Genomic DNA, 22,749 nt, shown 5'->3' on the forward strand with positions numbered 1-22,749 from the left:
CCTAGCTCCCGGGTCGCGGCGTCGGGATGGCGGTGCTGGTCGCACGGGCGAGCAGCGTTCCGGCCGGATCGAACAGCTCGCCTTCCAGGAAGATCGCGCGCCGCCCTCGCCGGATTACCCTGCCCTTGCCCACCAGCGCGCCGGCGAGAACCGGCTTGAGGATGGTCATGTTGATGTCGAGATTGAGCGGGGCTTCTGCATGATCGGTCGCCCAGACATGCGCCCAGCCCATAACTTCGTCGAGAAACTCGGCGATCAGCCCACCCTGCACGCTGCCGCGCGGAGTGATGAAGCTGTCAGGTGCGCGGAAGCGCAAGGTGATTTCCTCGCGCTCCCGATCGAAGCTGTCGAACTCGACACCCAGCAATTCTGCATGGGCGGCGTTAAGCGCGTGGCGCTGGGTGTGGGCGGCTTCGCTCACAGGGTCCGCTCACGCTCCTCGACTTCGAACACTTCGAGGTTGTCGCCTGCCTTGATGTCGTTGGTGTCACTCAGCACGACGCCGCATTCGAGGCCGGCGCGAACTTCGTCCACATCGTCCTTGAAGCGCCGCAGCGACGCAATCGTGGTCTTCGACACGATGACATCTTCGCGCGTAAGGCGTGCGTGCAGCCCCTTGCGGATGACCCCGTCGAGCACCAGCAGGCCGGCAGCCTTGTCCTTCTTGCCCGCAGGGAACACCTGCTTGACTTCGGCACGACCGACGACCGTTTCGATCCGCTCCGGACCGAGTTCGCCCGCCATTTCCTTCGCGATCTCTTCGGTCAGGTGATAGATGACATCGTAATACATCATCCGCACCTTCTCGCGTTCGACCAGTTGGCGCGCCTTGGGATTGGGACGCACGTTGAAGCCGATGATCGGCGCATTCGATGCCGAAGCCAGCGTGACGTCGCTTTCGGTAATCGCACCGACGCCTGCATGCAGCACACGCACCTTGATCTCGTCGTTCGAGAGATTGTGCAGCGCGTTGACGATCGCTTCCACAGAGCCTTGCACGTCGGCCTTCACCACCACCGGGAATTCGATCACGTCGCTCTTGAGGTTCGAGAACATCGTGTCGAAATTGGTCGGGGCGAGCGTAGTGCGCTTCTCGGTCGCCTTCTGCTGGCGGAAGGCAGCGACCTCGCGGGCACGCTGTTCGTTCTCGACCACGGTCAGCTGGTCTCCGGCCATCGGCACGCCGCCAAGGCCGAGGACCTCGACCGGAACGGCCGGACCAGCTTCCTTCACCTGCTTGCCCTTGTCGTCGATCAGCGCGCGCACACGGCCGCTTTCGGTGCCAACCACGAAGGTATCGCCGCGCTTGAGCGTGCCACGCGTGACGAGCACAGTGGCGACCGGGCCGCGGCCCTTGTCGAGCTGGGCTTCGATCACCGTGCCCTCGGCGTCGCGATCGGGGTTCGCCTTGAGTTCGAGCAATTCGGCCTGGAGCAGGATCTTCTCGATCAGATCGTCGAGACCCGCGCCGGTCTTGGCCGAGACTTCGACATCCTGCACGTCGCCCGACATTTCTTCCACGATCACTTCATGTTCGAGCAGGCGTTCGCGCACCTTCTGTGCGTTGTACTCCGGCTTGTCGGCCTTGGTGATCGCCACGATCATCGGCACGCCAGCGGCCTTGGTGTGATTGATGGCCTCAATCGTCTGCGGCATGATCGCATCGTCGCCTGCGACCACCAGCACCACGATGTCGGTGACATTGGCGCCGCGCGCGCGCATTTCGGTGAACGCGGCGTGGCCGGGCGTATCAAGGAAAGTGACCTTGTCCTTGCCCTTGGTCGTGATCTGGTATGCGCCAATGTGCTGGGTGATGCCGCCGGCCTCGCCCTTCACCACATCGGTACCGCGCAGCGCATCGAGCAGGCTGGTCTTGCCGTGGTCGACATGGCCCATGATCGTAACGACCGGCGGGCGCGACTTCAGCGTTTCGTCGGCATCGACGTCGACCGACGTATCGATATCGACATCGCTTTCCGAAACGCGGGTGATGTTATGGCCGAATTCCTCGACTAGCAGCTCTGCGGTGTCCTGGTCGATCGTCTGGTTGACGGTGACCATCATGCCCATGTTGAACAGCGCCTTCACCAGGTCGGCGCCCTTCTCGGCCATGCGGTTGGCGAGTTCCTGCACAGTGATCGCTTCCGGCACGACGACGTCGCGCACCTGCTTTTCACGCGGCGCGGACGGACCGCCATGCAAGCGGCGTTCCTTCTCGCGGGCGCGCTTCAGCGCGGCGAGCGAACGGGCGCGACGGCCCTCGTCGTCATTGAGTGCACGGGTGACGGTCAACTTGCCCGAACGGCGCTTGTCGCCGCCGCGATCGCCGCGTTCGTGGCGAGCGGGCTTGTCGTCCTTCTTCTTCTTGACCTCGACCTTTTCAGGTCGCTTCGCCTCGGGCCGTTCGACCGGAGTAAACTTGCGCGGCGCAGGCGTGGGCGTGGATTCGTCATCCGCTTCAGCAGGCTCAAGCGCTTCCTCTACGGTTGCTTCGGCCTGTTCGGCGCGCCGCTTGGCGGCCTCTTCCTCAGCCTTGCGGTTCTCTTCGGCACGGCGCTTCTCTTCCTCGGCCGAACGACGAGCTTCCTCTTCCTCGCGCTTGCGGTTTTCTTCCGTCAGCCGCAGGCGTTCTTCCTCGGCCTCGCGCTGAAGGCGCGCAACTCGTTCCTGCGGGGTTTCCGAAGCCGAGACGGCCTTCTTGGGTGCAGGCTTAGGTGCAGCGGCGACCGGCGCCGGAGGCGGAGGAGGTGGCGGCGGCGGGGGAGGTGCCACTTCGCCAGGCTTGCCAACCAGGCGGCGACGCTGCTTCACCTCGACCACCACCTTGTTGGTGCGGCCGTGGCTGAAGGTCTGTTTGACCTCACCAGCATCCACGTTCCGCTTGAGGCCAAGCGGTTTACGGGCAGGTTTGTTGTCTTCGTCGCTCATCTAGCTCGTACGTCCTTCACGCGTTCAATTGTTCGTCCTGGCAACCCGATGATGCCAGGTCTCCATTGCCCAAGGCGGGCCGATTGCCCCCCGAATAATGCAGCAGGCGTGCCAGAGCTCCCTGGACCCGCTCCGCTGCGGCACTGTTGTTCAGTGCCAGGTGGACGACATTGTCGCGGCCCAATGCCACAGACAAAGCCGCCCGGTCCAGTGGCAACACGATGCCACGCTCGCCGCTTCCCTCCGCATCGCGGCCTACCCGCCATGCCTGGTCGAGCTTCTTGCGCCCGTCCTCGCTGGCGTCGGCAGCGTGAAGCAGCAGTGCGAGCCGCCCCTGCCGCGCCTGTTCGGCGATGCGTTCGCCGCCGAGCACAACGTGCCCGGCGCGCAATTCGAGCCCCAGCCGCTGGGTCAGCGCAAGTGTCAGCGCCCGCGACACAAGTTCAGGCAGGTCAGCTGGAATCTCCAGCTGTACACCCTTGAAGGCCCGTGACAGCGCGCCCTTCAAACGCCCCTTGGCCAGCGCCGTCTCAAGCTCGGCGCGCGAAACGCCGATCCATGCACCGCGTCCGGGCGCTTTGGCATTCGGATCCGGAAGTACGTGGCACGTACCCGCGCTGTCTGCGGGCGAGATCGCGAGTCGCAGCAGCGAATCGCGCGCGCCATGCTCTCCCGAAAGGATACAGCGGCGTTCGGCGCAGGACTTTGCAGGCTCGGAAGCGTTCCGTGCCTTGGGCGCGTCAGCGATGTCGGACGTCAGGCGCTCATTGTTCGGAGTCCGCATCGGCGGCCTCCTGAGTTGGTGCCTCTTGGGTCGCGACGGGCGCCGCTTCCTCTTCGTCTTCGAACCAGTGCGCGCGGGCAGCCATGATGATCTCGTTGCCCTGCTCTTCGGTCAGGCCGTATTCGCCCAGCACACCGCCCTTGTCCTGCTCGCGCACCGAGGGGCGCCGCATCGGCGGGCCATCGGCATTGCCGCGACGGCGAGGCGCTTCGCGCTTCTTCGCGATCAGCTCGTCGGTCGAGAGATCCGCCAGATCGTCGAGCGTCTTGATGCCGGCCTTGCCCAGCGTCACCAGCATGCCTTCGGTGAGGTGCGGCATTTCGGCCAGATCGTCTTCGACGCCCAGTTCGCGGCGTTCGGCGCGCGCGGTTTCCTCATGGCGTTCGAGCGCTTCCTTGGCGCGGTTCTGCAGTTCTTCGGCCAGTTCCTCGTCGAAACCTTCGATCGAAGCCAGTTCCTCGAGTTCGACATAGGCGACTTCCTCGAGATCGGCGAAGCCTTCGGCCACCAGCAGCTGCGAGAGAGTTTCGTCGACGTCGAGTTCTTCCTCGAACATCTTCGAGCGCTCGGCGAATTCCGACTGCCGCTTCTCGCTAGCTTCCTCCTCGGTCATGATGTCGATCTGGTGACCGGTGAGTTGGCTGGCGAGACGCACGTTCTGGCCGCGGCGGCCGATCGCCAGGCTCAGCTGGTCATCGGGCACAACGACTTCGATGCGGCCGTCTTCCTCGTCGAGCACGACGCGGCTGACCGTGGCCGGCTGCAGCGCGTTGACGACGAAAGTGGCGGTGTCCTGGCTCCAGGGGATGATGTCGATCTTTTCGCCCTGCAGTTCCTGCACCACCGCCTGCACGCGGCTGCCCTTCATGCCGACGCAAGCGCCGACAGGATCGATCGAGCTGTCGTGGCTGATCACGCCGATCTTGGCGCGGCTGCCCGGATCGCGGGCGGCGGCCTTGATCTCGATGATGCCGTCGTAGATTTCGGGCACTTCCTGCGCGAACAGCTTCTTCATGAAGTCAGGGTGTGCGCGGCTGAGGAAGATCTGCTGGCCGCGATTGTTGCGCTCGACCTTGGTGATCAGCGCGCGCACACGCTCGCCAACGCGGGCCGCTTCGCGCGGGATCTGCTGGTCGCGACGGATCACGCCCTCGGCGCGACCGAGGTTGACGATCACGTGACCGAATTCGACCGACTTGATCACGCCAGTGATGATCTCGCCGGCACGATCCTTGAATTCTTCGTACTGACGTTCACGTTCGGCATCGCGGACCTTCTGGAAGATCACCTGCTTCGCGCTCTGCGCATCGATGCGGCCAAGGTCGACCGGGGGCAGCGGGTCGACGATGAAGTCACCGACCTTGGCATCCTTGTCGAGCTTCTGCGCCTGCTTCAGGTCGATTTGCTTAAAGTAATCGTCCACTTCCTCGACCACTTCGACGACGCGCCACAGGCGCAGGTCGCCGGTCTGCGGATCAAGCTTGGCGCGAATGTCGTTCTCCGCACCGTAGCGGGAGCGCGCCGCCTTCTGGATCGCTTCTTCCATTGCTTCGATCACGATCGACTTGTCGATCATCTTTTCCGAAGCAACCGAGTTCGCAATCGCGAGCAGCTCGGCCTTGTTGGCGGAAATTGCAGTGGCCATCAGTCTTCAGCCTCTTCTTCTTCAACGATGTCTTCAGCACCGCTCGTATCGAGCGGGCGGGTGGCGGCAATCAGCTCGTCGGTCAAGACCAGCTTTGCCGAATGTATCATGCCGAGCGGCACGGAAATTGCGCCTGCCTTGCGGTCTTCGAGAGTGACGGTTTCCCCCTCTATACCACGCAGGATGCCCCGCAGGCTACGCTGGCCGTCCCAGGCCTTGTCCATGCTGAGCTTGGCTTCGTGCCCGGCCCAGTTGGCAAAGTCCTTCGGCCGGGTCAGCGGGCGGTCGATTCCCGGCGAACTGACTTCGAGGTGATAGGCCCCTTCGATCAGAACTTCGCCACGTTCTTCCGCCGCGTCGATCACGTCCGACACGCGGCGCGACAGCGCGGCACACTGGTCGATGATCAACTGGCCGGTCGCGGGATCCTCGGCCATGATCTGCAACGCCATGCCGCCGTCACCGGCCTCCGACGGCATCATCTTCACGCGTACGAGATCGAAGCCGAGAGCTTTCGCTTCGGGCTCGATGATCTCCGTAAGGCGCGCGATATCCGCCACGTGGTCTCCATTCCTGCATGACATTGACTGCAAAGGCGTTTCGGGCCGGCCCCTCGCGGCGCCAGCATCCAAACCTTGTTTGACAATGTCGGGATGACGGCCAGATAGGAGCGCGAAGGGGAAAACGCAAGCGCCAAAGCAAAGGGCCCGGCAATTGTGCCGAGCCCTTCGCACTTCAGTTTGCTGTCGAGGCAGTCAGAAATCGAAGTGGCGATCGCCGCTGTGTTGGCGAGGGCCAGAATCGTGATGATCGCCCTGCTCGGCTGCCGCCTCGATCGTCCAGGTCACATGCGTAATAACGCGGTAGCTTTTGAACTGGCGCTCATACACATGCGGCTTGCCATTCGGCAGGAACTCGATCGGATTGCCCCAGCTATCAGGCGTGTTGCCAACGCTGGGAAGTGTTGCCGGTTTACCGCCGGGCTTGCCGCCCTTCCCACCTCCGCCTGTCGTGCCATCGCTGACTGTGTACATCGCTTCAAGCTGGTCATAGTCGTGCTGATCGGGGGTCGTATTGCCTTCAGGCCAACTGGTATATTCCATGCACGACGCCGTGGCGTCGGTCATGAAATTCTCGTTCTGGTGCGCGAGGCCATAATCATGGCCAATTTCCTGGCAGGTGACGAGCTGCTTCCAGTCTTCGGTGTTGTAGCTTGGCTGATTGAAATAGTAATCATTCAGCTTGGTGTAGCCCGCGATGATCTCGTTTCCATTGATCGAAATGCTGGCGATGCCCAACCAACCGGTGGATCCATAGTCTGCATTGCAGACTTGGATCTGGCCAAGCACGAAATTGCAGTTGGTATTGGTTCCTTTCGGCACAGGAATTTGGGCTTCGATCCGGCTGGACTTGTTCCAATCGTTGACGGCCTTTGCCACGCGGGTTGACCAGCCGCCGCCGCTTGTATTGTCGATGACCGGAGCATCTATTTCAGTGCCATCATAGGCCCATTCATATTTGCGCCATTGATGCCGCGCATCCGCAACGGTCGCTAGCATGGCGATTGCCGACACGGTCGCCACCATCCCCAGCTTCGTCCTGGTTTTCATCGGATCACTCCCTTCCTTGCCGAAGAGATCGCCGCCTGTTCGCCCATATTGTGCAGGGCACGCGCCGACCTCTATCCCCAGAGAGGTCATACCTTAATCTCCCGCTCAGGGCAAAATGCGGCGCGACCCGATCAATCTAAGGCAGGTCAATGGTCATGCTCGTGATCGCCCGCCTCGTCCGGCGCCCAGGTGACATGTGTGACGAACTTTAATCCGCTGGCTTCGCGTTCAAACACATGTGGGCGACCGTTGGGAAGGAATTCGGTCGGGCGCCCCCAAGTCGAAGGCGTGTTGCCGACTGCAGGCAGGACAACGCGGTTTTTGCCCTTGCCGCCGCCTCCTCCACCGCCGCCCTTGCCCTTGCCACCGCCGCCGGTGCCGCCGGTATCTCCTCCGCGCGAACCTCCCCCGGCAGGATAGATCAGCAGCAACTGGTCATAGTCGTGGAAGTCGGGGTGCTCATTGTCCTGCGGCTTGCTGGTATATTCCATGCAGCTCGTGGTCTCGTCGGTCGCGAAGTTCTCGTTCTGGTGTGCCAGCCCGTAATCATGGCCGATCTCCTGGCAGGTCACTAGTTGCCGCCAGCTGTATGTGTTGTAGCGATCCTGGTCGAAGTAGTAATCGTTGAGCTTGGTGGTCCCGGCCACGATCTTGCCGCCAGAGATGGCGATACTGGCGAGCCCCAGCCAACCATTGCCGCCATAGTTCCCATTGCAGACCTGGATCGTGCCGGTGACGAAACTGCACGAGGAATTGTTGCCATATTCGAGCGGAGCCTCGATCGCGGGCGAGGCGTTCCAGTCGGCCACCGCGGTCTCGACATAGCCGCTCCAGCCGGAGTCCGTGTTGTTGACTACCGGTGCCCTGACCGGGTTCACTCCATCGAAGTTCCACGCATATGTGCCCCATGAATGATTGGCGAGCAGCGGCGCGCCGATCATCGCTGCAGCAGAGCAACAGGCTGCAATTCCCGCCTTGCGAATGGATAAGTGTGACATCATCCCGTCCCCTTCCCGAAATTGTGCCGAGTTGAATGCCCGGGGCAGCGGTAATTTCAGGAGAAGGAAACTGGCTTAGCGATGTGATCGACGAACATGCCTAACGTCGAAAGGCCACGTCGCTAACCATTGGCCGAAGCCACTAATCAGCCGGAAGTGTCGTCCGCTTCCTGCATCAGGCCATGCTTCTTGATGGCGTGGCGCAACTGGTCATAGCTCAGCGACAGCGCTTTCGCAGTCTGGCGCTGGTTCCAGCGGTGCTTGCCCAGCGCATGCTCCAGGATCGCGCGCTCATGCGCATCGACCGCAGCACGCAGATCGTCGACCGCGTCGAGTTCGCTTAGAGCAACAGCGCCGGAACCGGCCGACCCATTGGCGTTTGCCATAGCGGCAGGAGCAGTCCCGCCATCCGCCTTGCGATGGTTGGGAGTGAACGGCTTCCACGGGGAATCGAACGGATCGAACTGGACATGCGCGATCGGTTCGGAAGGGTCGTCCCAGCGATAGACCGCACGCTCGATCACATTGCGCAATTCGCGCACATTGCCGGGCCATTGATATTCGTCGAGCTGACGATGGACATGTGGTGCAAAGCCGGGCCAGGCATGCCATTCAAGCTCCGCCGCCATGCGCCGCCCGAAATAGTCGGCAAGCACCGGCACATCGCCTTCACGTACGCGCAATGGCGGCAGCGTGATCACTTCGAAGCTCAGCCGGTCGAGAAGGTCGGCGCGGAATTCGCCCCGCTCCGCCAATGCGGGCAAGTCGTCATTGGTCGCCGCGACGATCCGCACATTGACCCTTATCGGGCGCGAAGAGCCGATCCGCGTCACTTCGCCATATTCGACCGCGCGCAGAAGCCGCTCCTGTGCCGCCATCGACAGTGTGCCCAGTTCGTCGAGAAATAGCGTGCCTTTGTCGGCTTCCTCGAACCTTCCCGCGCGCGCTCTGGTAGCGCCAGTGAAAGCCCCTGCTTCGTGCCCGAAAAGCTCGGCCTCGATCAGCGTTTCGGGCAGCGCGGCGCAGTTCATGGTGACCAGCGGCTCGTCCCAACGAGTCGAAAGGCGATGGAGGCGTTCGGCGATGAGTTCCTTGCCGGTCCCGCGCTCTCCGATGACCAGGACCGGGCGGCTCATCGGCGCAGCGCGGCTGGCGCGCTCTACCGCGTCGAAGAAGGCGCTCGATTGGCCGATAAACTGGGTTTCGCGCTCCATCCCCCAATCTATAGTGAAATTTCCCAAACTTTGGCAATCGAAACCAACGCGGCACTCAGAGAAAATTCATAACTATCTGTAATTTCGTTCCTTTTTCGGTTTGGCACGCCCTTTGCTGTTCGATGGACGTACCACGAGGGTACCACAAGGGAGGTTATGAACCATGTACGATCGCCGCTTCTTCCAGACCAAGCTGGGACAGGCTGCGCTGGCGAGCATCGCAGCGATGGTCGCTTTCGTCGCTCTCAGCACGCAGATGCATGCAACGCCCGCTTTCGCCGCCACTACTGGCGACCAGAGCGTGCTGGTCGAGATGGCATGACCAAGCCACCTGAAAATTCCCCGTTCGGGCCGGAGCGCTCAGTCCCCCCCGCGAGCAACCCCGATGGCGCCAATTCCAGTCGCGGCGCCAATGCTCCGGCCCAACACCTTTCGCCCGAACGCCCCCAGCGGCGTTCGCGGCTCGATGCCGAGATTGAGCGCCTGCGGCAGAGCCCGACCCCGACCCAGTCGAACACGCGCTCGAACGACGACACGAATTTCTTCAACGGAGTAGCCTTCATGGGCATTTTCAGCCGGACCCGCGACATCATCGCCGCCAACTTCAACGACATGCTCGACAAGGCCGATGACCCGGCCAAGATGATCCGCATGATCATCCTCGAGATGGAGGAGACGCTGGTGGAAGTTCGCGCGAGCGCCGCCCGCACGATCGCCGACCAGAAGGAAATGCATCGCCACGTCGTCAAGCTTGACCGGCTCCAGGCCGATTGGGGCGAAAAGGCGCAGCTGGCGCTCAGCAAGGACCGCGAAGACCTGGCCCGTGCCGCGCTGGTCGAGAAGAAGAAGGCCGGCGACATGGCCGACCAGCTCAAGCAGGAAATCGCCGTGCTCGACGACGCGCTGCGTGCCTATGAAGAAGACATCCAGAAGCTGCAGCATCGCCTGCGCGAAGCCCGCAGCCGCCAGACCGCGATCGCCGCCCGCCTCGAAAGTGCCGAAAACCGCGTCAAGCTGCGCACGCTGATGAGCACTGAGCGCACTGATGAAGCGCTAGCCCGTTTCGACCAGCTCGAACGCCGGGTCGATTATGCCGAAGGCCGTGCCGAAGCGCTGCGGATCGCCGACCAGTCGGGCACGCCTTCGCTGGCAGACGAGATCGCCGCACTCGCGGGCTCGGACAAGATCGACGAAGAACTCGAAGAAATGAAACGTGCGCTGGGCAAGGACGGCGCGAGCAAGGAGGACTGATACCGTGGATATGGATCTTGTCATCGTTATGACGACGCTGTTCGTCGGACTTCCCTGGATCATCCTGCACTACATCACTCGCTGGAAAACCGCCGCGACCATCACCGCCGATGACGAAGTGCTGCTGGAAGAGTTGTACCAGCTCGCCAAGCGCCTCGACGAACGGATGGACACGGTCGAGCGACTAGTCGCCAGCGAAAACCCCGATTTCCAGCCGGCCCGGCTCAGCCATGACCGCGAAATCGACAACCAGCAGCTGCGCGAGCTTGAGAACCTGCTCGCCGAGAAGAAAGGAAGCTCGAAATGAACAGCCCCCGCACGACGCTGTATCGCGACAAGCACAATGCCAAGCTGATGGGTGTTTGCGCCGGGATCGCTGATTATACCGGTGTGAACGCGCTGTGGGTGCGGCTCGGCTTCCTGCTGCTGCTGTTCACGGTCGCTCCGATCCTGCTACCCGCCTATTTCGTAGCCGGCCTGGTACTGAGCAAGAAGCCGCCGCACCTCTATGTCGACCGGGAGGAACAGCAGTACTGGCAGCGCGTACGGCAGAGCCCGCAGCGCACCGCCCGTGAAATCCGCGCCCGCTTCCGCGATGTCGACCGGCGGCTGGCCGATGTCGAAACCTATTACGTCAGCAGCAACCCGCGCCTCACCGCCGAAATCGAGCGCCTGCGCTAAGGATTGCAAGGGAGGGATAGGAAATGGACGCTGGAGTTGTAGGAGCCATGATCCCGGTCGTCGCAATCTTCATGGGTTGCAGCATCGCGATCATGGGCGTCTGGACCAAGCACAAGGAAAAGATCGCCCGGCTGCAAATCGACACGACCGCCCAGAACACTGCGGAACGGGCAGCACAATACGCCAGCCAGGTCCAACGGCTCGAAGATCGGGTGCAGGTGCTCGAACGCATCGTCACCGACCGCGGCTATGACATAGCAACCCAGATCGAAGCGCTGCGCGATACGCGCCGGGTAGACGAAGCCGATGCAGGCGTACCGCTGAGCCTCGATCGGAACAGGGAGAAGGCATGATGGATTTTGGAGTGATCACTCCCGCAGTGATGGGCATTGGCGTAGTCGCTATGTCGTTCGCGTGGGTCATCAACACCTGGATCAGGGTGAAGTACGGCTATCCGCTGGAGAACAGCTGGGGCAAGGCTGTTTACCCGCAGAAGAATGAGGATGCGGTCGAGCGCGTCAGGCTCATCAGCCAGGAAAATGCCCAGCTGCGCGCTGAACTCGGCTCGATGAAGGACCGGCTCGCCAATGTCGAACGCATCGTGACCGACAGCGGCTATCAACTGACCCATGAGATCGAGCGCCTGCGTGACGAAGGCAAGGTGCAATGAGCATGTGGTCGGCAATCGTCCTGATCGTGCTGATCGTGGCGATGTCCCGCGTCCTGCGCGCGCGCCACGTCGGCAGCCGACGTCTTCGTCGCGACGAGCAGGACCAACCACTCTTGCCCAGCGCACGCGAAAAGCAGCTGGAGCGCGAAGTCGACGATTTGCGCGAGCGCATCAAGGTGCTTGAGCGGATCGCCACCGATGGCAATTCGATCAACGCGCAGGAAACGCGGCGGATAGCCGCCGAAATCGAAGCCCTGCGTGACGGGCAGGCCAATTAAGCCGCAGGTTCAAGGAGGACATGAGGGAAATGTTCGAACCGACACTGATCATCGCCGCCGCGTCGCTGGTGGGCCTGTGCGTGGTCGCCTTCGCCTTGCTCAAGGCATGGCAGGGCTGGCTGGCACTCAAGCAGCGCGAGCTCGATGCAAATCCGCGCGAAATCGAAGCCGGTGTAGGCAACAGCGCCGCCCGGATCGAGATTGCCGACCTCAAGGAACGCATCAAGAAGCTGGAAGCGATCGCAAGCGGGGTGGATTTGTGAGCCAAAGCGCCTAGATGCCCCCGCATGCGCAGCCTCTCCGACATTTACGAAGAATACGAGTTTCTTGAAGGCGATGAACGTTATCGCCTTTTGATCGAACTCGGCCGTACGCTCGATCCCATGCCCGATGCGCTCAAGACCGATGCCACGCTGGTGCGCGGCTGTTCGGCAAGCGTGTGGGTATACCCCACCGAAAGCGAAGGCCGCCTGCATTTCCTGGCTGACAGCAATGCCGCGATCACAAAAGGAATCGTGGCGCTGGTAATTGCTGCGGTTCAGGACAAGCCGGCCCGCGAGATCGCCGCAATGGACGTCACCGCCGCGCTTGAGCCTTTCGACCTGCGCAACCAGCTGTCGTCCAACCGCACACAGGGCGTGCCCAACATGATCGCGCTGGTCTGCGAACATGCCGCACGGCTCGCCAATGCTTAGGCAGGAGGGCTGACATGCGCCCGCTTTACGCGGCGGGGGGCATCATCGCAGTGGGGCTGGCAGCGCTGGGTGCGTTCCTGCCGATCATGCCCACCGTCCCTTTCCTACTGGTCGCAGTGTTCTGCTTCGCGCGGAGCAACCCGGCGTGGGAACAGAGGATCCTCGACCACCCCTATTGGGGCCCGCAGGTTAAGGACTGGCAAGAACGCCGCGCGATTGCGCGCCCGGCCAAGCTGGCAGCAATAACCGCAATGTCGGCGGGCGTGGTCTTCACCTGGGCCACGCTGGGCCACCCGTGGTACTTGATTTCTATCGCGATCCTGGTGGTCGCGGGCAGCTGGATCGCGACCCGCAACGAATAGGGCGGCCGCCGTCCAGCCACTTGAATCGCAAGGACTTGATGGTTCCGGAGAGTTGATGCACCTTCCCGCTCACGCATTCATGCAGGGTAGGGGAGAAACTCGCATGGGCATGACGGGCCAGGCCCCTGTCGCACCCGCGACCGTGGCAAGCAATCTCGAACTCGCCGACCTTCGGGCCGCGCTCGCCGCCGGCTGGCACGATTTTATAGCGCAGCCCGCCTTCGGCCTGTTCTTCGCGGGCATCTATGTCGGGGCTGGCCTATTCGTCTGTTACGCGCTCTTCACTTGGGGCGAGGCCGCCTGGCTGATCCCGGCGGCCGCCGGTTTCCCGCTGATCGCGCCATTCGTCGCAGTCGGGCTCTATGAAGTCAGCAGGCGCCGCGAGGCGGGGCTGCCGATGAGTTGGAGCGCCGTGCTTGGTGCGTTGCGCGGGCGCGGCGACGAACAGATCCTGAGCATGGGCGTGATCGTGTTCGTGGCCTTCGGCTTCTGGCTGATGGTGGCGCACGGCATTTTTGCGATTTTCCTGGCGGAATCCGGGATCGGCTCTGAATCGCTCGAGCTGTTCCAGACGCAAGCGGGAATGATGATGCTGGTGGTCGGGAGCGCGTTAGGCGCGCTGATGGCACTGGCCTTCTATTCGATCACCGTGATCAGCCTGCCGATGCTGGTCGACCGCGAAGTCGACTTCCTCACCGCGATCATCATGAGCCTCGCCACAGTGCGCACCAACACCTTCGTTATGCTGGCTTGGGCGGCGTGGATCGCAGTGGCGCTGTTTATCGCGATGATCCCTTTATTCCTGGGACTGCTCGTCGTGCTGCCGGTGCTCGGCCACGCAACCTGGCACCTGTATCGGCGCGCGGTCGGCCCCTGATTCAGCCGATCTCGGCTTCGCGAACCATGGCAATTCCTGCCTCGCGTTGAGCCTTGAGTTCGGCCTTTAGCCGCACAGGGTCGCGCGCAAAGACGAAACCGAAGCTGACACCGCCTTCCTTGCCGATCGTGGCATGATGCAGCTTGTGTGCCTGGACCAGCCGCTTCGCATAGCCGCGTTTCGGCACCCAGCGGAAATAGCGTTGGTGGACCAGCCCGTCGTGGACCAGTGTGTAGATGACCCCATAGAAAAGGATGCCCAGCCCGATCCATGTGGCTGGCCACCATGCGCTGGCGCCCATCACCAACGGCGATCCGAGCGCGAACATCGAAATGCTCATTGCTGCACCGACCAAGGCGAAACGATCGTTCTTCTCGAAAGTCTTGTCATGCGGCTCGTGATGGTCGCGGTGCCAGCCCCATCCCCAGCCGTGCATGATATATTTATGGCTCGACCATGCGACCCATTCCATCGCGACGACGGTGGCAAGAACGATCAGCGTGGCGGTAATCCAGTCAGGCATGGTCGATATATAGTCGATCAGGCTTCGGGGAAAAAGAACTCGCGCAAATGTTCATCGATCCGTGCTGGACGCAGAGTCTGCGCATCGATGCAACACCAGCTCGATTTGACTTCGGCCAGTACTTCCTCGCCGCGCCGGATCACAGTGAGATAGAATGCCCGCGCGCCCTGGAATTGCTCAAGCACCGTCTGCGCGATCACGTCGTCCTCAAGAAAGGCGGGCTTGCGATAGGTAATCTCGTGTTTCAGCGCGACCCACGCCTTGCTGGCGACTTCCTCGGCCGGAGCCAGCTTGCGCCAATGCGCCAGCACTGCGTCCTGCACCCAGTTGAGATAGCGGGCATTGTTCACATGCCCCATGAAGTCGATATCTTCGGGAAGGACTTTGATCGGAAAGGCAAATGGCGTTGCTGACATGTGTGTCAGTTAAGCATGCAAAGCTTTCCTTTCCATGACTATCGATTTCGTGGAGCCTATTCGGCTTGCCAGTGTTGCTTATGTGTCGCTAATCGCCCCTCGCAAGGGAATGAAACGCCATGGCCAGCAAACCGCGCACACTTTATGAAAAAATCTGGGACGCGCATGTCGTCGAAACCCGCGATGACGGCACTTCACTGATTTATATCGATCGGCACCTGGTCCATGAAGTGACCAGCCCGCAAGCCTTCGAAGCGCTCCGCCTCGCCGGACGCAAGGTGCGCCGCCCCGACCTGACGCTGGCGGTGCCCGATCACAATTTGCCGACTACGCCGCGCGTCGATGCCGCAGGCAAGCGCATCCCGATCGCCGATCCCGAAAGCGCGCAGCAGCTTGCCGCGCTCGAAGCAAATGCCCCGGCTTTCGGCATCCGCTATATCGATGCCGCCGCGCCTGCGCAGGGGATCGTACATGTCGTCGGGCCGGAACAGGGCTTCTCGCTGCCCGGCACCACCATCGTCTGCGGGGATTCGCACACTGCAAGCCATGGCGGGATCGGAGCACTCGCATTCGGCATCGGCACCAGCGAAGTCGAGCATGTGCTGGCAACGCAAACACTGCAGCTGAAGAAATCGAAGACGCTTGAGATCAAGGTCACAGGCAGCCTCGGACCCGGCGTCACCGCCAAGGACCTGATCCTGCACATCATCGGGCGGATCGGGGCAGCGGGCGGCACCGGCTATGTGATCGAATATCGCGGACCCGTGTTCGAAGCGATGAGCGTCGAGGAACGGCTCACAGTCTGCAACATGAGCATTGAGGCAGGTGCGCGCGCCGGGCTGATCGCGCCCGACGAAACGGTGTTCCGCTATCTCAAGGGCCGCCCGCTCGCCCCCAAAGGCGCGGAATGGGATGCAGCGATCGCCTATTGGAAGACCTTGCGCAGCGACGAAGGCGCCAACTTCGACAAATCGGTGACGATCGATGCCGGAGAAGTCGAGCCAACCGTAACCTGGGGGACCAGCCCCGAGGACACGGTTGCGATCGGCGGCGTGGTGCCCGATCCTGCCAGCTTTGCCGATCCTTCGAAGCAGGTCGCGGCGCAGAAAAGCCTCGATTACATGGGCCTTACGCCCGGCCAGCGCGTGCAGGACATACGGGTCGAGAACATTTTCATCGGCAGTTGCACCAACAGCCGGATCGAAGATTTGCGCGCAGCCGCCGCCGTGCTGAAAGGTCGCAAGAAGGCTCAGAACGTAAAATGGGCGATCGTTGTACCGGGGTCGGGCCTGGTGAAGGCCCAGGCGGAAGAAGAAGGGCTGGACCGGATTTTCCTCGACGCGGGCTTCGAATGGCGCGAGCCGGGCTGCTCCGCCTGCCTGGGCATGAATCCGGACAAGGTGCCGCCGGGCGAACGCTGCGCTTCTACCAGCAACCGCAACTTCGTGGGTCGTCAGGGCCCCGGTGCACGCACCCACCTCGTCTCGCCCGCGATGGCAGCCGCAGCGGCAGTGGCCGGGCATCTCGTCGATGTGCGCCAGTTCACCGCATGATCCCTTGCCCCCGCGGCGGGGCGGCACCATAGAGAAACCATGAACAAGAAGTCCAAGACCAAGGCAGCCATCGGTGCTGCCGCCATCGGCTCCGCCGCTATTGCTGCGGCGCTGCTCTATGCCAACAAGCGCAAGAAGAAGGACGAGCCCAAGCCGATCGTTCCTTCGGGCGAGCAACCGGAAACCGACTGACCGGGAATCGAAGCAGGGGAGAGTTGAATGAGAGCCATGATACCAGCAATTGCGGCCGTTCTGTTCGCAGCGCCGCTGGCGGCGAAAGACTCTCCCGATCTCGAAATGTGGCGGCTCGATTGCGGCAAGATCGAAATGCCAGACGCCTCGTCATTCTCCGATGCGCATCTCTACGATGGCGAAAGCCGCGAGTTCGTGGTCGGCTGCTACCTCGTCCGCAATGGCGGCCGCTATCTGCTTTGGGACGCCGGTCTCTCATCGGATTTGGCCGGAAAGACCGTGGTGCTGGAAGGCGGCACGCTTTCGATGGAGCGATCGATCGTCGATCAACTCGGCGATCTGGGCCTGCGCCCTGACCAGATCAATTTTGTCGGCGTGAGCCATTACCATTTCGATCACGCTGCCCAGCTCACAGAATTCCCGGGCTCGACACTGGTAATCGGTGCAGGCGACTGGGCTGCGGTCACATCGACCAGCGAGCCCAATGCGCTGATGGACCCCCGGCATTTCGCGCCGTGGCTGGGCGAGGACGCCGGAAATGTCACGGTCGTCCCGCATGACCACGATGTGTTCGGCGACGGCAGCGTGCTGTTCAAGGCGATGCCCGGCCATACTCCGGGCCATGCAAGCCTGCTCGTCCGCCTTCCGGACATGGGCGACGTGCTCCTGACGGGCGATCTCTATCACTTCGAAGAGCAGATCGCGAACCGAGGCGTGCCCTCCTTCAACACCAGTCGCGCGGACACGCTCGCTTCGTTCGAGCGATTCAACGCGATGGCAAAATCGCTCGACGCGACAGTGATCATCCAGCACGATCCACGCCATTTGGATCGCCTGCCCGCTTTCCCGGAGTCAGAGAAGTAATGGACAAGGTCCGCATTATCGAAGGCCGCGCCTATCCCTTCGGCGCGAAGAACGTCGACACTGACGTCATCATCCCGGCCGCATGGCTCAAGACGATCACCCGCGAAGGGCTGGGCCGCGGCGCCTTCGAAACCTTGCGCGCGCAGGAAGGCAATCTGTTCGACGACCCGCACTACAAGGACTCGCCGATCCTGATCGCGGGCGACAATTTCGGCTGCGGATCGAGCCGCGAACACGCCGCATGGGCGCTCGGCGACCTGGGCATACAAGCGGTGATCGCCCCCAGCTTCTCCGACATCTTCTCTGGCAATGCTTTCAAGAATGGCATCCTCACCGTGGTGCTTCCGCAAGAAGCCGTCGATCGGCTGATGGAAGTTGCGCAGACGGATGAGATCACGATTGACCTCGAAAGCCAGACTGTGACGACGCCGTTCCAGGACCGCTTCACTTTCGAGATCGATCCGTTCCGCAAGCATTGCCTGCTGAACGGCCTCGACGAAATCGGCCTGACGCTGGCGCGCGACGAGGCGATCGGAGCATTCGAACAACGCCGGGGCGAAGCTATGCCCTGGATCGAGAGAGGTACGGAAAACATGGCAATGGAGAAACAGGCATGAAGGCCCTGAGAACGCACGCAGTCGGCGGACCCGAAACGCTCACTCTGGACGAGGTTGATGCGCCCGTCCCCGGCAAGGGCGAAGTGCTGGTGGACGTGAAGGCCTGTGCGATCAACTTTCCCGATACGCTGATCATCCGCGACCTCTACCAGTTCAAACCCGCGCGCCCCTTCGCGCCGGGCGGCGAGATCGCCGGGGTGATCGAAGCGATTGGCGAAGGCGTTGAAGGCTACAAGGTCGGCGACAAGGTCATGGCCGGGATCGGCAATGGCGGGCTCGCGGAAAAGGTGGTGGTCAATGCCGGGCGCATGTTTCCCGTTCCCGAAGGCGTGCCTTTCGAGAAAGCGGCGAGCCTGCTGATGACCTATGGCACGACGATCCATGGGCTGAAGGATCGCGGGCATATCAAGCCTGGCGACACGGTTCTGGTGCTGGGCGCGGCGGGCGGCGTCGGCCTTTCGGCAGTCGAGCTTGCCAAGGCCTTCGGCGCACGCGTCGTCGCTGCGGTTTCGTCCGAGGAAAAGGGCGAGATCGCGCGCCAGGCAGGCGCCGACGAAGTGGTGATCTATCCCAAAGGCGAGATGGACAAGGATGCGTCCAAGGAACTCGCGAATGCCTTCAAGGCTGCTTGCGGGCCCGAAGGCGCAAACATCGTCTATGACATCGTCGGCGGGCAGTATTCCGAACCCGCGCTGCGGTCGATCGCATGGGAAGGTAAATTCCTAGTGGTCGGCTTCCCGGCCGGGATCGCCAAGATGCCGCTCAACCTGACGCTGCTGAAGAGCTGCGACATCGCAGGCGTATTCTGGGGCGCGTTCACAGCGCGCGAGCCCGTCAAGTTCCGCCAACAGGTCGAAGAGCTGTTCCAACTCATGAAGGACGGCAAGATCGACCCGTTGGTGTCGGAGACTTTCCCGCTCGAACGCGGCGGCGAGGCGATCGCCAAGCTCGAAAGCCGCCAGGCGGTGGGCAAGCTCGTGGTGACCATGGACTGAGGACGGCAACGAAGGGAGTTGGCGATGCTGGGCAAGGCAATTTTCCTGGGCAGCGCGTGCGCCGCGCTGATGGCGGCGGCGATGGCGCCACAGTCGCGAGCAAGCGAACCGGCCAGCGTTTCGCCCGGCGACCTCGTGGCTGCCCGTCAGGGCGGAATGGCAATGTCGGTCTTCACACTCGCGCGGTTGAGCGCTGCAGCCAATGCCGACGCTCCGCTGACGCAAGCTGCCCTGCCAACCAAAGGCCTTGCGCGGTTCGCACAGGCGCTTCCAACTCTCTTTGCGCCGGAGACGGCTGGCATTGAAGGCACGGAAGCCTTGCCAGCGGTGTGGCAGGACGAGGAGGCTTTCGCAGCCCGGATTGCCGAATATCAGGCGGCAACCGCTGCGCTGGCGGACGCCGCACGCAGCGATAACCGTGAAGCCTTCAACACAGCCCTTGCGAGCACGAAAGCCGCATGCCAAGCGTGCCACGACGCATTCCGTGCAAAGCCACAAGGCTGAAACTTTGCATAAAACAAGGATCTCAAGATGACCAATTTCAACGATCGTGAACGCGGCGAAGAAGCCAAGTTCGCATTCGACGAGGAAACCGCCTTCAAGATCGCTGCGCGGCGCAACCGCCTGGTGGGCGAATGGGCCGCAGCGCTGATGGGGCTGACCGAGGAAGAGACCGACGCCTACAAGAAGGCCGTCGTGCAGGCCGATTTCGAAGAGGCTGGCGACGAAGACGTCGTGCGCAAGCTGCTGGGCGATCTCACGGCTGCCGGCTGCGACGTAAGCGAAGCCGATATCCGCACCAAGCTTGAGGAAAAGACGGTCGAGGCGCGTCGCCAGTTGATGGGCGGAGCCTGACTCGATGCCGATGTCGGCTGCCGAAATCGAAACCATGATCAAGGCCACCCTGCCCGGCGCCGAAGTCGAAATGACCGATCTCGCCGGCGATAACGACCATTGGGCAGCCCGGGTCGTTGCCCCGCAATTTGCGGGCAAGAACCGGGTTCAGCAGCACAAGATGGTCTACGAAGCGCTTGGCGGGCGCATGGGCGGTGTGCTGCATGCCTTGCAACTCACCACCGCCATACCCACTTCCGACTGACGAAACCCACCATCAGCAGGTCCCGACTATCATGTCCGACGTCAACTCGCGCATCTCTTCCCTCGTGAACGACAATGATGTCGTGCTGTTCATGAAGGGCACTCCGCTGTTTCCGCAGTGCGGCTTTTCGAGCCGCGCAGTAGCGATCCTCGATCATTGCGGCGTCGCCTATGAAAGCGTGGACGTGCTGCAAGACATGGAGATCCGCCAGGGGATCAAGGCCTATTCCGATTGGCCGACTATCCCCCAGCTCTATGTGAAGGGCGAATTCGTGGGCGGCAGCGACATCATGATGGAAATGTTCGAAGCTGGCGAACTCCAGCAAATGCTCGACGAGCAGCAGGTCGCCAAAGCTTCATAATTTTCGCACGCCCGTCCCCGGGCGCGCGATTTCCTCGCTCATACGGCCTGAAGGCCGGATCGCTGCGGACGGGCGGTCGCCCTGGCGGCTCGCTATTGGCTCGCCGATCCCGCCAGTTTTTGGATCATGCACAAAAAAACCGCCCCGGGGGTACCTGTGGGGCGGCTTTCTTTTTCGGGGAGGCATTACCAGGAGACTGGGGCGCTGCCTCTTTCATCGAAGACTGTTCGGGTACATTTCTCTTTGCACCAAGCGTGCCAGAATCGGTGAAGCCAGGATTACCGCAGGACACGATGGTTAATGCGCAGCAAGGTCTCGCTAACCTTGTCAAGAATCCCGACACCTCGCTCATTTGCCGGTTGGCAAGCGCCGCCAACTCCCCGCATAAGACTCATGATGACTGAACCGACCCCGCAATCGCCCGACGGCATACCGGCCGCCACTGTCGTGATCTTCCGCAACGGACCGGCGGGTGGTCACCCCGAAATCCTGATGACGATCCGTTCGCGCAACATGGTTTTCGCAGGCGGCATGGCGGTATTCCCGGGCGGGCGGGTGGACGCCGCAGATTACGAGCTGGGCCAGCAATTTGCCGGCACGCTCGACCCTGACGAGGCAGCGCACCAGATTGCGGTTGTGCGCGAAACTCTCGAGGAAACGGGCCTTGCGATCGGGCTCATCGGCGAAATCGATGCCAATCGCGCCCGCGCTGCACGCGAGCTGCTGCTCGAAACCGGTGCGCTGGCACCGGTGCTCGATCAGTTCGGATGGTCGCTCGACCTTGCCCAGCTCACCCCTTTCGCGCGCTGGTTCCCCAAGAACGAGCGCATCCCCCGCGTGTATGACACGCGCTTCTACCTCGCCAATCTGGGCACCGGCGCGGTCGAAATCGAAGCCGATTTGTCCGAGAATACGCATCTGTTCTGGACCACGGCGCAAGGCGCGCTTGACGCGGCCGAAAGCGGCGACATCAAGGTCATCTTTCCCACTCGCCGCAACCTCGAACGGCTGGCGCAATTCGCCACTTTCGAAGAGGCGCGGGCACAGGCCGAAGCGATACCGGTGCGCACCATCACGCCTTTTCTTGGCGAAAGCGATGGCAAGCCCTGGCTCTATATCGGCGAGGATTTGGGCTATCCGGTCGTCGGCGAACCGCTCGAAAGCGTCGCACGGGGATAGTCGCCCTCAGGCAGCGTGACGCGGCGGCATGAGAAAATCTGGCGCGCCCGGCAGGACTCGAACCTGCTGCCTCAAGATTAGAAGTCTCGCGCTCTATCCAGATGAGCTACGGGCGCGCGCCGATGCCCGCATTAGCGTGCTTTGCCGCGCAATCAAATCGAGCTAAAGCCCACAGCGATGGAAAAACCCGACCCCGCCGCCGCGTTTGATACCGACCCGAACGACGGGATCCAGGCGACGAGCCGCGCTCCTGCGAGCTTCCGCTATTACGACCTGGTCATGGCGGCTTTCGTTGCGATCCTGCTGCTGTCGAACCTGATCGGCGCGAGCAAGCCGAGCTATATCTCGCTGCCCGGCGGCGAAACATGGATCTTCGGCGCGGGCGTATTGTTCTTCCCGATCAGTTACATCATCGGCGACGTGCTGACCGAGGTCTATGGCTATGCCCGCGCGCGGCGTGTGATCTGGACCGGCTTTGCCGCACTGCTTTTCATGGCCTTCATGGCCTGGGTAGTCGTGGCGCTACCGCCCGCCGATGGCTGGCCGTTCCAGAGCGATTACGAGAACGTGTTCGGCAACAGCTGGCGCATCGTGCTGGCGTCGATGACCGCGTTCTGGGTCGGCGAATTCGCCAATTCCTACGTGCTTGCCAAGATGAAGCTCTGGACCAAGGGGCGCTTCCTCTGGATGCGCACGATCGGCTCCACCGTGGTCGGGCAAGGGCTCGACAGCCTGATCTTCTACCCGCTCGCCTTCTGGGGGCTGGCCGGCTGGCCGCCTGAAACGCTGGTGCAGGTGGTGATATCGCAATGGCTGATCAAGACCGCATGGGAGGCATTGCTCACGCCGGTAACCTATGTGGTCGTGGGTGCGCTCAAGCGGCGTGAAGGGATCGATCTCTACGACACCGAGACCGACTTCTCGCCCTTCGCCACCACGACCCGCGCTGGCTGACCT

The 22,749-nt window shown here is 62.2% G+C and carries 32 protein-coding genes and 1 tRNA gene; 22 read left to right on the forward strand and 11 right to left on the reverse strand.

Annotation, left to right across the window (positions count from 1 at the left end; genetic code table 11):
• Position 1: 1 nt before the first annotated feature.
• The 8 genes from VRS74_RS04130 to pspF all read right to left on the reverse strand — a co-directional run bounded on the left by VRS74_RS04130 (position 2) and on the right by pspF (position 9,179).
• Positions 2 to 421: a PaaI family thioesterase gene (locus VRS74_RS04130; RefSeq protein WP_354143976.1), complete on the reverse strand. Its 420-nt coding sequence runs from the start codon at positions 419 to 421 to the stop codon at positions 2 to 4.
• Positions 418 to 2,928 carry a translation initiation factor IF-2 gene (gene infB / locus VRS74_RS04135; RefSeq protein WP_354143977.1) on the reverse strand — a complete coding sequence of 837 codons (2,511 nt, stop codon included), beginning with the start codon at positions 2,926 to 2,928 and terminating at the stop codon, positions 418 to 420. Before infB ends, VRS74_RS04130 begins: the two co-directional genes overlap by 4 nt.
• Positions 2,929 to 2,944: 16 nt before the next feature.
• Positions 2,945 to 3,712 (reverse strand): DUF448 domain-containing protein, encoded by a 768-nt coding sequence (locus VRS74_RS04140; protein WP_354143978.1) that lies wholly within the window; start codon positions 3,710 to 3,712, stop codon positions 2,945 to 2,947.
• Positions 3,693 to 5,357, reverse strand: coding sequence for a transcription termination factor NusA (nusA, locus tag VRS74_RS04145; protein WP_354143979.1), 1,665 nt, complete (start codon positions 5,355 to 5,357; stop codon positions 3,693 to 3,695). The genes VRS74_RS04140 and nusA overlap by 20 nt, the downstream gene beginning before the upstream one ends.
• Positions 5,357 to 5,917: a ribosome maturation protein RimP gene (rimP, locus tag VRS74_RS04150; RefSeq protein ID WP_354143980.1), complete on the reverse strand. Its 561-nt coding sequence runs from the start codon at positions 5,915 to 5,917 to the stop codon at positions 5,357 to 5,359. Before rimP ends, nusA begins: the two co-directional genes overlap by 1 nt.
• A gap of 195 nt (positions 5,918 to 6,112) precedes the next feature.
• The gene (locus VRS74_RS04155; protein WP_354143981.1) at positions 6,113 to 7,057 is read right to left on the reverse strand and encodes a hypothetical protein; all 945 of its coding nucleotides are present in this window, start codon (positions 7,055 to 7,057) and stop codon (positions 6,113 to 6,115) included.
• 56 nt (positions 7,058 to 7,113) lie between these two features.
• Positions 7,114 to 7,965: a hypothetical protein gene (locus tag VRS74_RS04160; RefSeq protein WP_354143982.1), complete on the reverse strand. Its 852-nt coding sequence runs from the start codon at positions 7,963 to 7,965 to the stop codon at positions 7,114 to 7,116.
• A gap of 146 nt (positions 7,966 to 8,111) precedes the next feature.
• Entirely contained in the window at positions 8,112 to 9,179 is a 1,068-nt protein-coding gene (gene pspF, locus VRS74_RS04165; protein WP_354143983.1) for a phage shock protein operon transcriptional activator, read from the reverse strand.
• A gap of 163 nt (positions 9,180 to 9,342) precedes the next feature.
• Here pspF and VRS74_RS04170 point away from each other — a divergent pair, with 163 nt between their 5' ends.
• The 11 genes from VRS74_RS04170 to VRS74_RS04220 all read left to right on the forward strand — a co-directional run bounded on the left by VRS74_RS04170 (position 9,343) and on the right by VRS74_RS04220 (position 13,993).
• Entirely contained in the window at positions 9,343 to 9,501 is a 159-nt protein-coding gene (locus VRS74_RS04170; RefSeq protein WP_354143984.1) for a hypothetical protein, read from the forward strand.
• Entirely contained in the window at positions 9,498 to 10,430 is a 933-nt protein-coding gene (gene pspA / locus VRS74_RS04175; protein WP_435521367.1) for a phage shock protein PspA, read from the forward strand. The genes VRS74_RS04170 and pspA overlap by 4 nt, the downstream gene beginning before the upstream one ends.
• A gap of 10 nt (positions 10,431 to 10,440) precedes the next feature.
• A complete protein-coding gene (gene pspB / locus VRS74_RS04180) occupies positions 10,441 to 10,737 on the forward strand; it encodes an envelope stress response membrane protein PspB (protein WP_354144146.1) in 297 nt (98 codons plus the stop codon).
• Positions 10,734 to 11,111 carry an envelope stress response membrane protein PspC gene (pspC, locus tag VRS74_RS04185; protein WP_354143985.1) on the forward strand — a complete coding sequence of 126 codons (378 nt, stop codon included), beginning with the start codon at positions 10,734 to 10,736 and terminating at the stop codon, positions 11,109 to 11,111. Before pspB ends, pspC begins: the two co-directional genes overlap by 4 nt.
• 23 nt (positions 11,112 to 11,134) lie before the next feature.
• Positions 11,135 to 11,464, forward strand: a complete 330-nt coding sequence (locus VRS74_RS04190) for a hypothetical protein (RefSeq protein ID WP_435521368.1) — start codon at positions 11,135 to 11,137, stop codon at positions 11,462 to 11,464.
• A complete protein-coding gene (locus VRS74_RS04195; protein WP_354143986.1) occupies positions 11,461 to 11,781 on the forward strand; it encodes a hypothetical protein in 321 nt (106 codons plus the stop codon). Before VRS74_RS04190 ends, VRS74_RS04195 begins: the two co-directional genes overlap by 4 nt.
• Positions 11,778 to 12,059 (forward strand): hypothetical protein, encoded by a 282-nt coding sequence (locus tag VRS74_RS04200; RefSeq protein WP_354143987.1) that lies wholly within the window; start codon positions 11,778 to 11,780, stop codon positions 12,057 to 12,059. The genes VRS74_RS04195 and VRS74_RS04200 overlap by 4 nt, the downstream gene beginning before the upstream one ends.
• Before the next feature lie 29 nt (positions 12,060 to 12,088).
• Positions 12,089 to 12,322 carry a hypothetical protein gene (locus VRS74_RS04205; RefSeq protein WP_354143988.1) on the forward strand — a complete coding sequence of 78 codons (234 nt, stop codon included), beginning with the start codon at positions 12,089 to 12,091 and terminating at the stop codon, positions 12,320 to 12,322.
• 24 nt (positions 12,323 to 12,346) lie between these two features.
• Positions 12,347 to 12,754: a SufE family protein gene (locus VRS74_RS04210; protein WP_354143989.1), complete on the forward strand. Its 408-nt coding sequence runs from the start codon at positions 12,347 to 12,349 to the stop codon at positions 12,752 to 12,754.
• A gap of 14 nt (positions 12,755 to 12,768) precedes the next feature.
• On the forward strand, positions 12,769 to 13,116 hold the full coding sequence (locus tag VRS74_RS04215; RefSeq protein ID WP_354143990.1) for a YbaN family protein: 348 nt from the start codon (positions 12,769 to 12,771) through the stop codon (positions 13,114 to 13,116).
• 103 nt (positions 13,117 to 13,219) lie between these two features.
• A complete protein-coding gene (locus VRS74_RS04220) occupies positions 13,220 to 13,993 on the forward strand; it encodes a DUF2189 domain-containing protein (protein WP_354143991.1) in 774 nt (257 codons plus the stop codon).
• Between the two features lies 1 nt (position 13,994).
• On the opposite strand, the gene VRS74_RS04225 is transcribed toward VRS74_RS04220, so the two are convergent.
• Both VRS74_RS04225 and VRS74_RS04230 read right to left on the reverse strand, forming a co-directional pair.
• On the reverse strand, positions 13,995 to 14,516 hold the full coding sequence (locus VRS74_RS04225) for a sterol desaturase family protein (RefSeq protein ID WP_354143992.1): 522 nt from the start codon (positions 14,514 to 14,516) through the stop codon (positions 13,995 to 13,997).
• Positions 14,517 to 14,533: 17 nt separating this feature from the next.
• Positions 14,534 to 14,932: an acyl-CoA thioesterase gene (locus tag VRS74_RS04230; protein WP_354143993.1), complete on the reverse strand. Its 399-nt coding sequence runs from the start codon at positions 14,930 to 14,932 to the stop codon at positions 14,534 to 14,536.
• 119 nt (positions 14,933 to 15,051) lie between these two features.
• Here VRS74_RS04230 and leuC point away from each other — a divergent pair, with 119 nt between their 5' ends.
• From leuC to VRS74_RS04280, 10 genes are all read left to right on the forward strand, one after another.
• The gene (leuC, locus tag VRS74_RS04235; RefSeq protein ID WP_354143994.1) at positions 15,052 to 16,485 is read left to right on the forward strand and encodes a 3-isopropylmalate dehydratase large subunit; all 1,434 of its coding nucleotides are present in this window, start codon (positions 15,052 to 15,054) and stop codon (positions 16,483 to 16,485) included.
• 39 nt (positions 16,486 to 16,524) lie between these two features.
• On the forward strand, positions 16,525 to 16,677 hold the full coding sequence (locus tag VRS74_RS04240) for an isopropylmalate isomerase (protein WP_354143995.1): 153 nt from the start codon (positions 16,525 to 16,527) through the stop codon (positions 16,675 to 16,677).
• Between the two features lie 27 nt (positions 16,678 to 16,704).
• The gene (locus tag VRS74_RS04245; protein WP_354143996.1) at positions 16,705 to 17,541 is read left to right on the forward strand and encodes an N-acyl homoserine lactonase family protein; all 837 of its coding nucleotides are present in this window, start codon (positions 16,705 to 16,707) and stop codon (positions 17,539 to 17,541) included.
• Positions 17,541 to 18,158 carry a 3-isopropylmalate dehydratase small subunit gene (gene leuD, locus VRS74_RS04250; RefSeq protein ID WP_354143997.1) on the forward strand — a complete coding sequence of 206 codons (618 nt, stop codon included), beginning with the start codon at positions 17,541 to 17,543 and terminating at the stop codon, positions 18,156 to 18,158. The genes VRS74_RS04245 and leuD overlap by 1 nt, the downstream gene beginning before the upstream one ends.
• The gene (locus tag VRS74_RS04255) at positions 18,155 to 19,153 is read left to right on the forward strand and encodes an NADPH:quinone oxidoreductase family protein (protein ID WP_354143998.1); all 999 of its coding nucleotides are present in this window, start codon (positions 18,155 to 18,157) and stop codon (positions 19,151 to 19,153) included. The genes leuD and VRS74_RS04255 overlap by 4 nt, the downstream gene beginning before the upstream one ends.
• Positions 19,154 to 19,177: 24 nt before the next feature.
• Positions 19,178 to 19,657 carry a cytochrome c gene (locus VRS74_RS04260; protein WP_354143999.1) on the forward strand — a complete coding sequence of 160 codons (480 nt, stop codon included), beginning with the start codon at positions 19,178 to 19,180 and terminating at the stop codon, positions 19,655 to 19,657.
• A 27-nt stretch (positions 19,658 to 19,684) separates the two neighbouring features.
• Positions 19,685 to 20,008: a DUF1476 domain-containing protein gene (locus VRS74_RS04265; protein WP_354144000.1), complete on the forward strand. Its 324-nt coding sequence runs from the start codon at positions 19,685 to 19,687 to the stop codon at positions 20,006 to 20,008.
• Between the two features lie 4 nt (positions 20,009 to 20,012).
• Entirely contained in the window at positions 20,013 to 20,252 is a 240-nt protein-coding gene (locus tag VRS74_RS04270) for a BolA family protein (protein ID WP_354144001.1), read from the forward strand.
• A 31-nt stretch (positions 20,253 to 20,283) separates the two neighbouring features.
• On the forward strand, positions 20,284 to 20,613 hold the full coding sequence (gene grxD, locus VRS74_RS04275) for a Grx4 family monothiol glutaredoxin (protein WP_354144002.1): 330 nt from the start codon (positions 20,284 to 20,286) through the stop codon (positions 20,611 to 20,613).
• 393 nt (positions 20,614 to 21,006) lie between these two features.
• On the forward strand, positions 21,007 to 21,792 hold the full coding sequence (locus tag VRS74_RS04280; RefSeq protein WP_435521369.1) for an NUDIX hydrolase: 786 nt from the start codon (positions 21,007 to 21,009) through the stop codon (positions 21,790 to 21,792).
• Between the two features lie 39 nt (positions 21,793 to 21,831).
• Here VRS74_RS04280 and VRS74_RS04285 read toward each other — a convergent pair.
• A tRNA-Arg gene (locus tag VRS74_RS04285) sits at positions 21,832 to 21,908 on the reverse strand.
• A gap of 61 nt (positions 21,909 to 21,969) precedes the next feature.
• On the opposite strand from VRS74_RS04285, the gene VRS74_RS04290 reads away from it, so the two are divergent.
• On the forward strand, positions 21,970 to 22,746 hold the full coding sequence (locus tag VRS74_RS04290) for a queuosine precursor transporter (RefSeq protein WP_354144004.1): 777 nt from the start codon (positions 21,970 to 21,972) through the stop codon (positions 22,744 to 22,746).
• The last annotated feature ends 3 nt before the right edge of the window (positions 22,747 to 22,749 follow it).

Source organism: Altererythrobacter litoralis (assembly GCF_036324225.1).
GTDB classification, from domain to species: Bacteria; Pseudomonadota; Alphaproteobacteria; order Sphingomonadales; family Sphingomonadaceae; genus Erythrobacter; species Erythrobacter litoralis_A.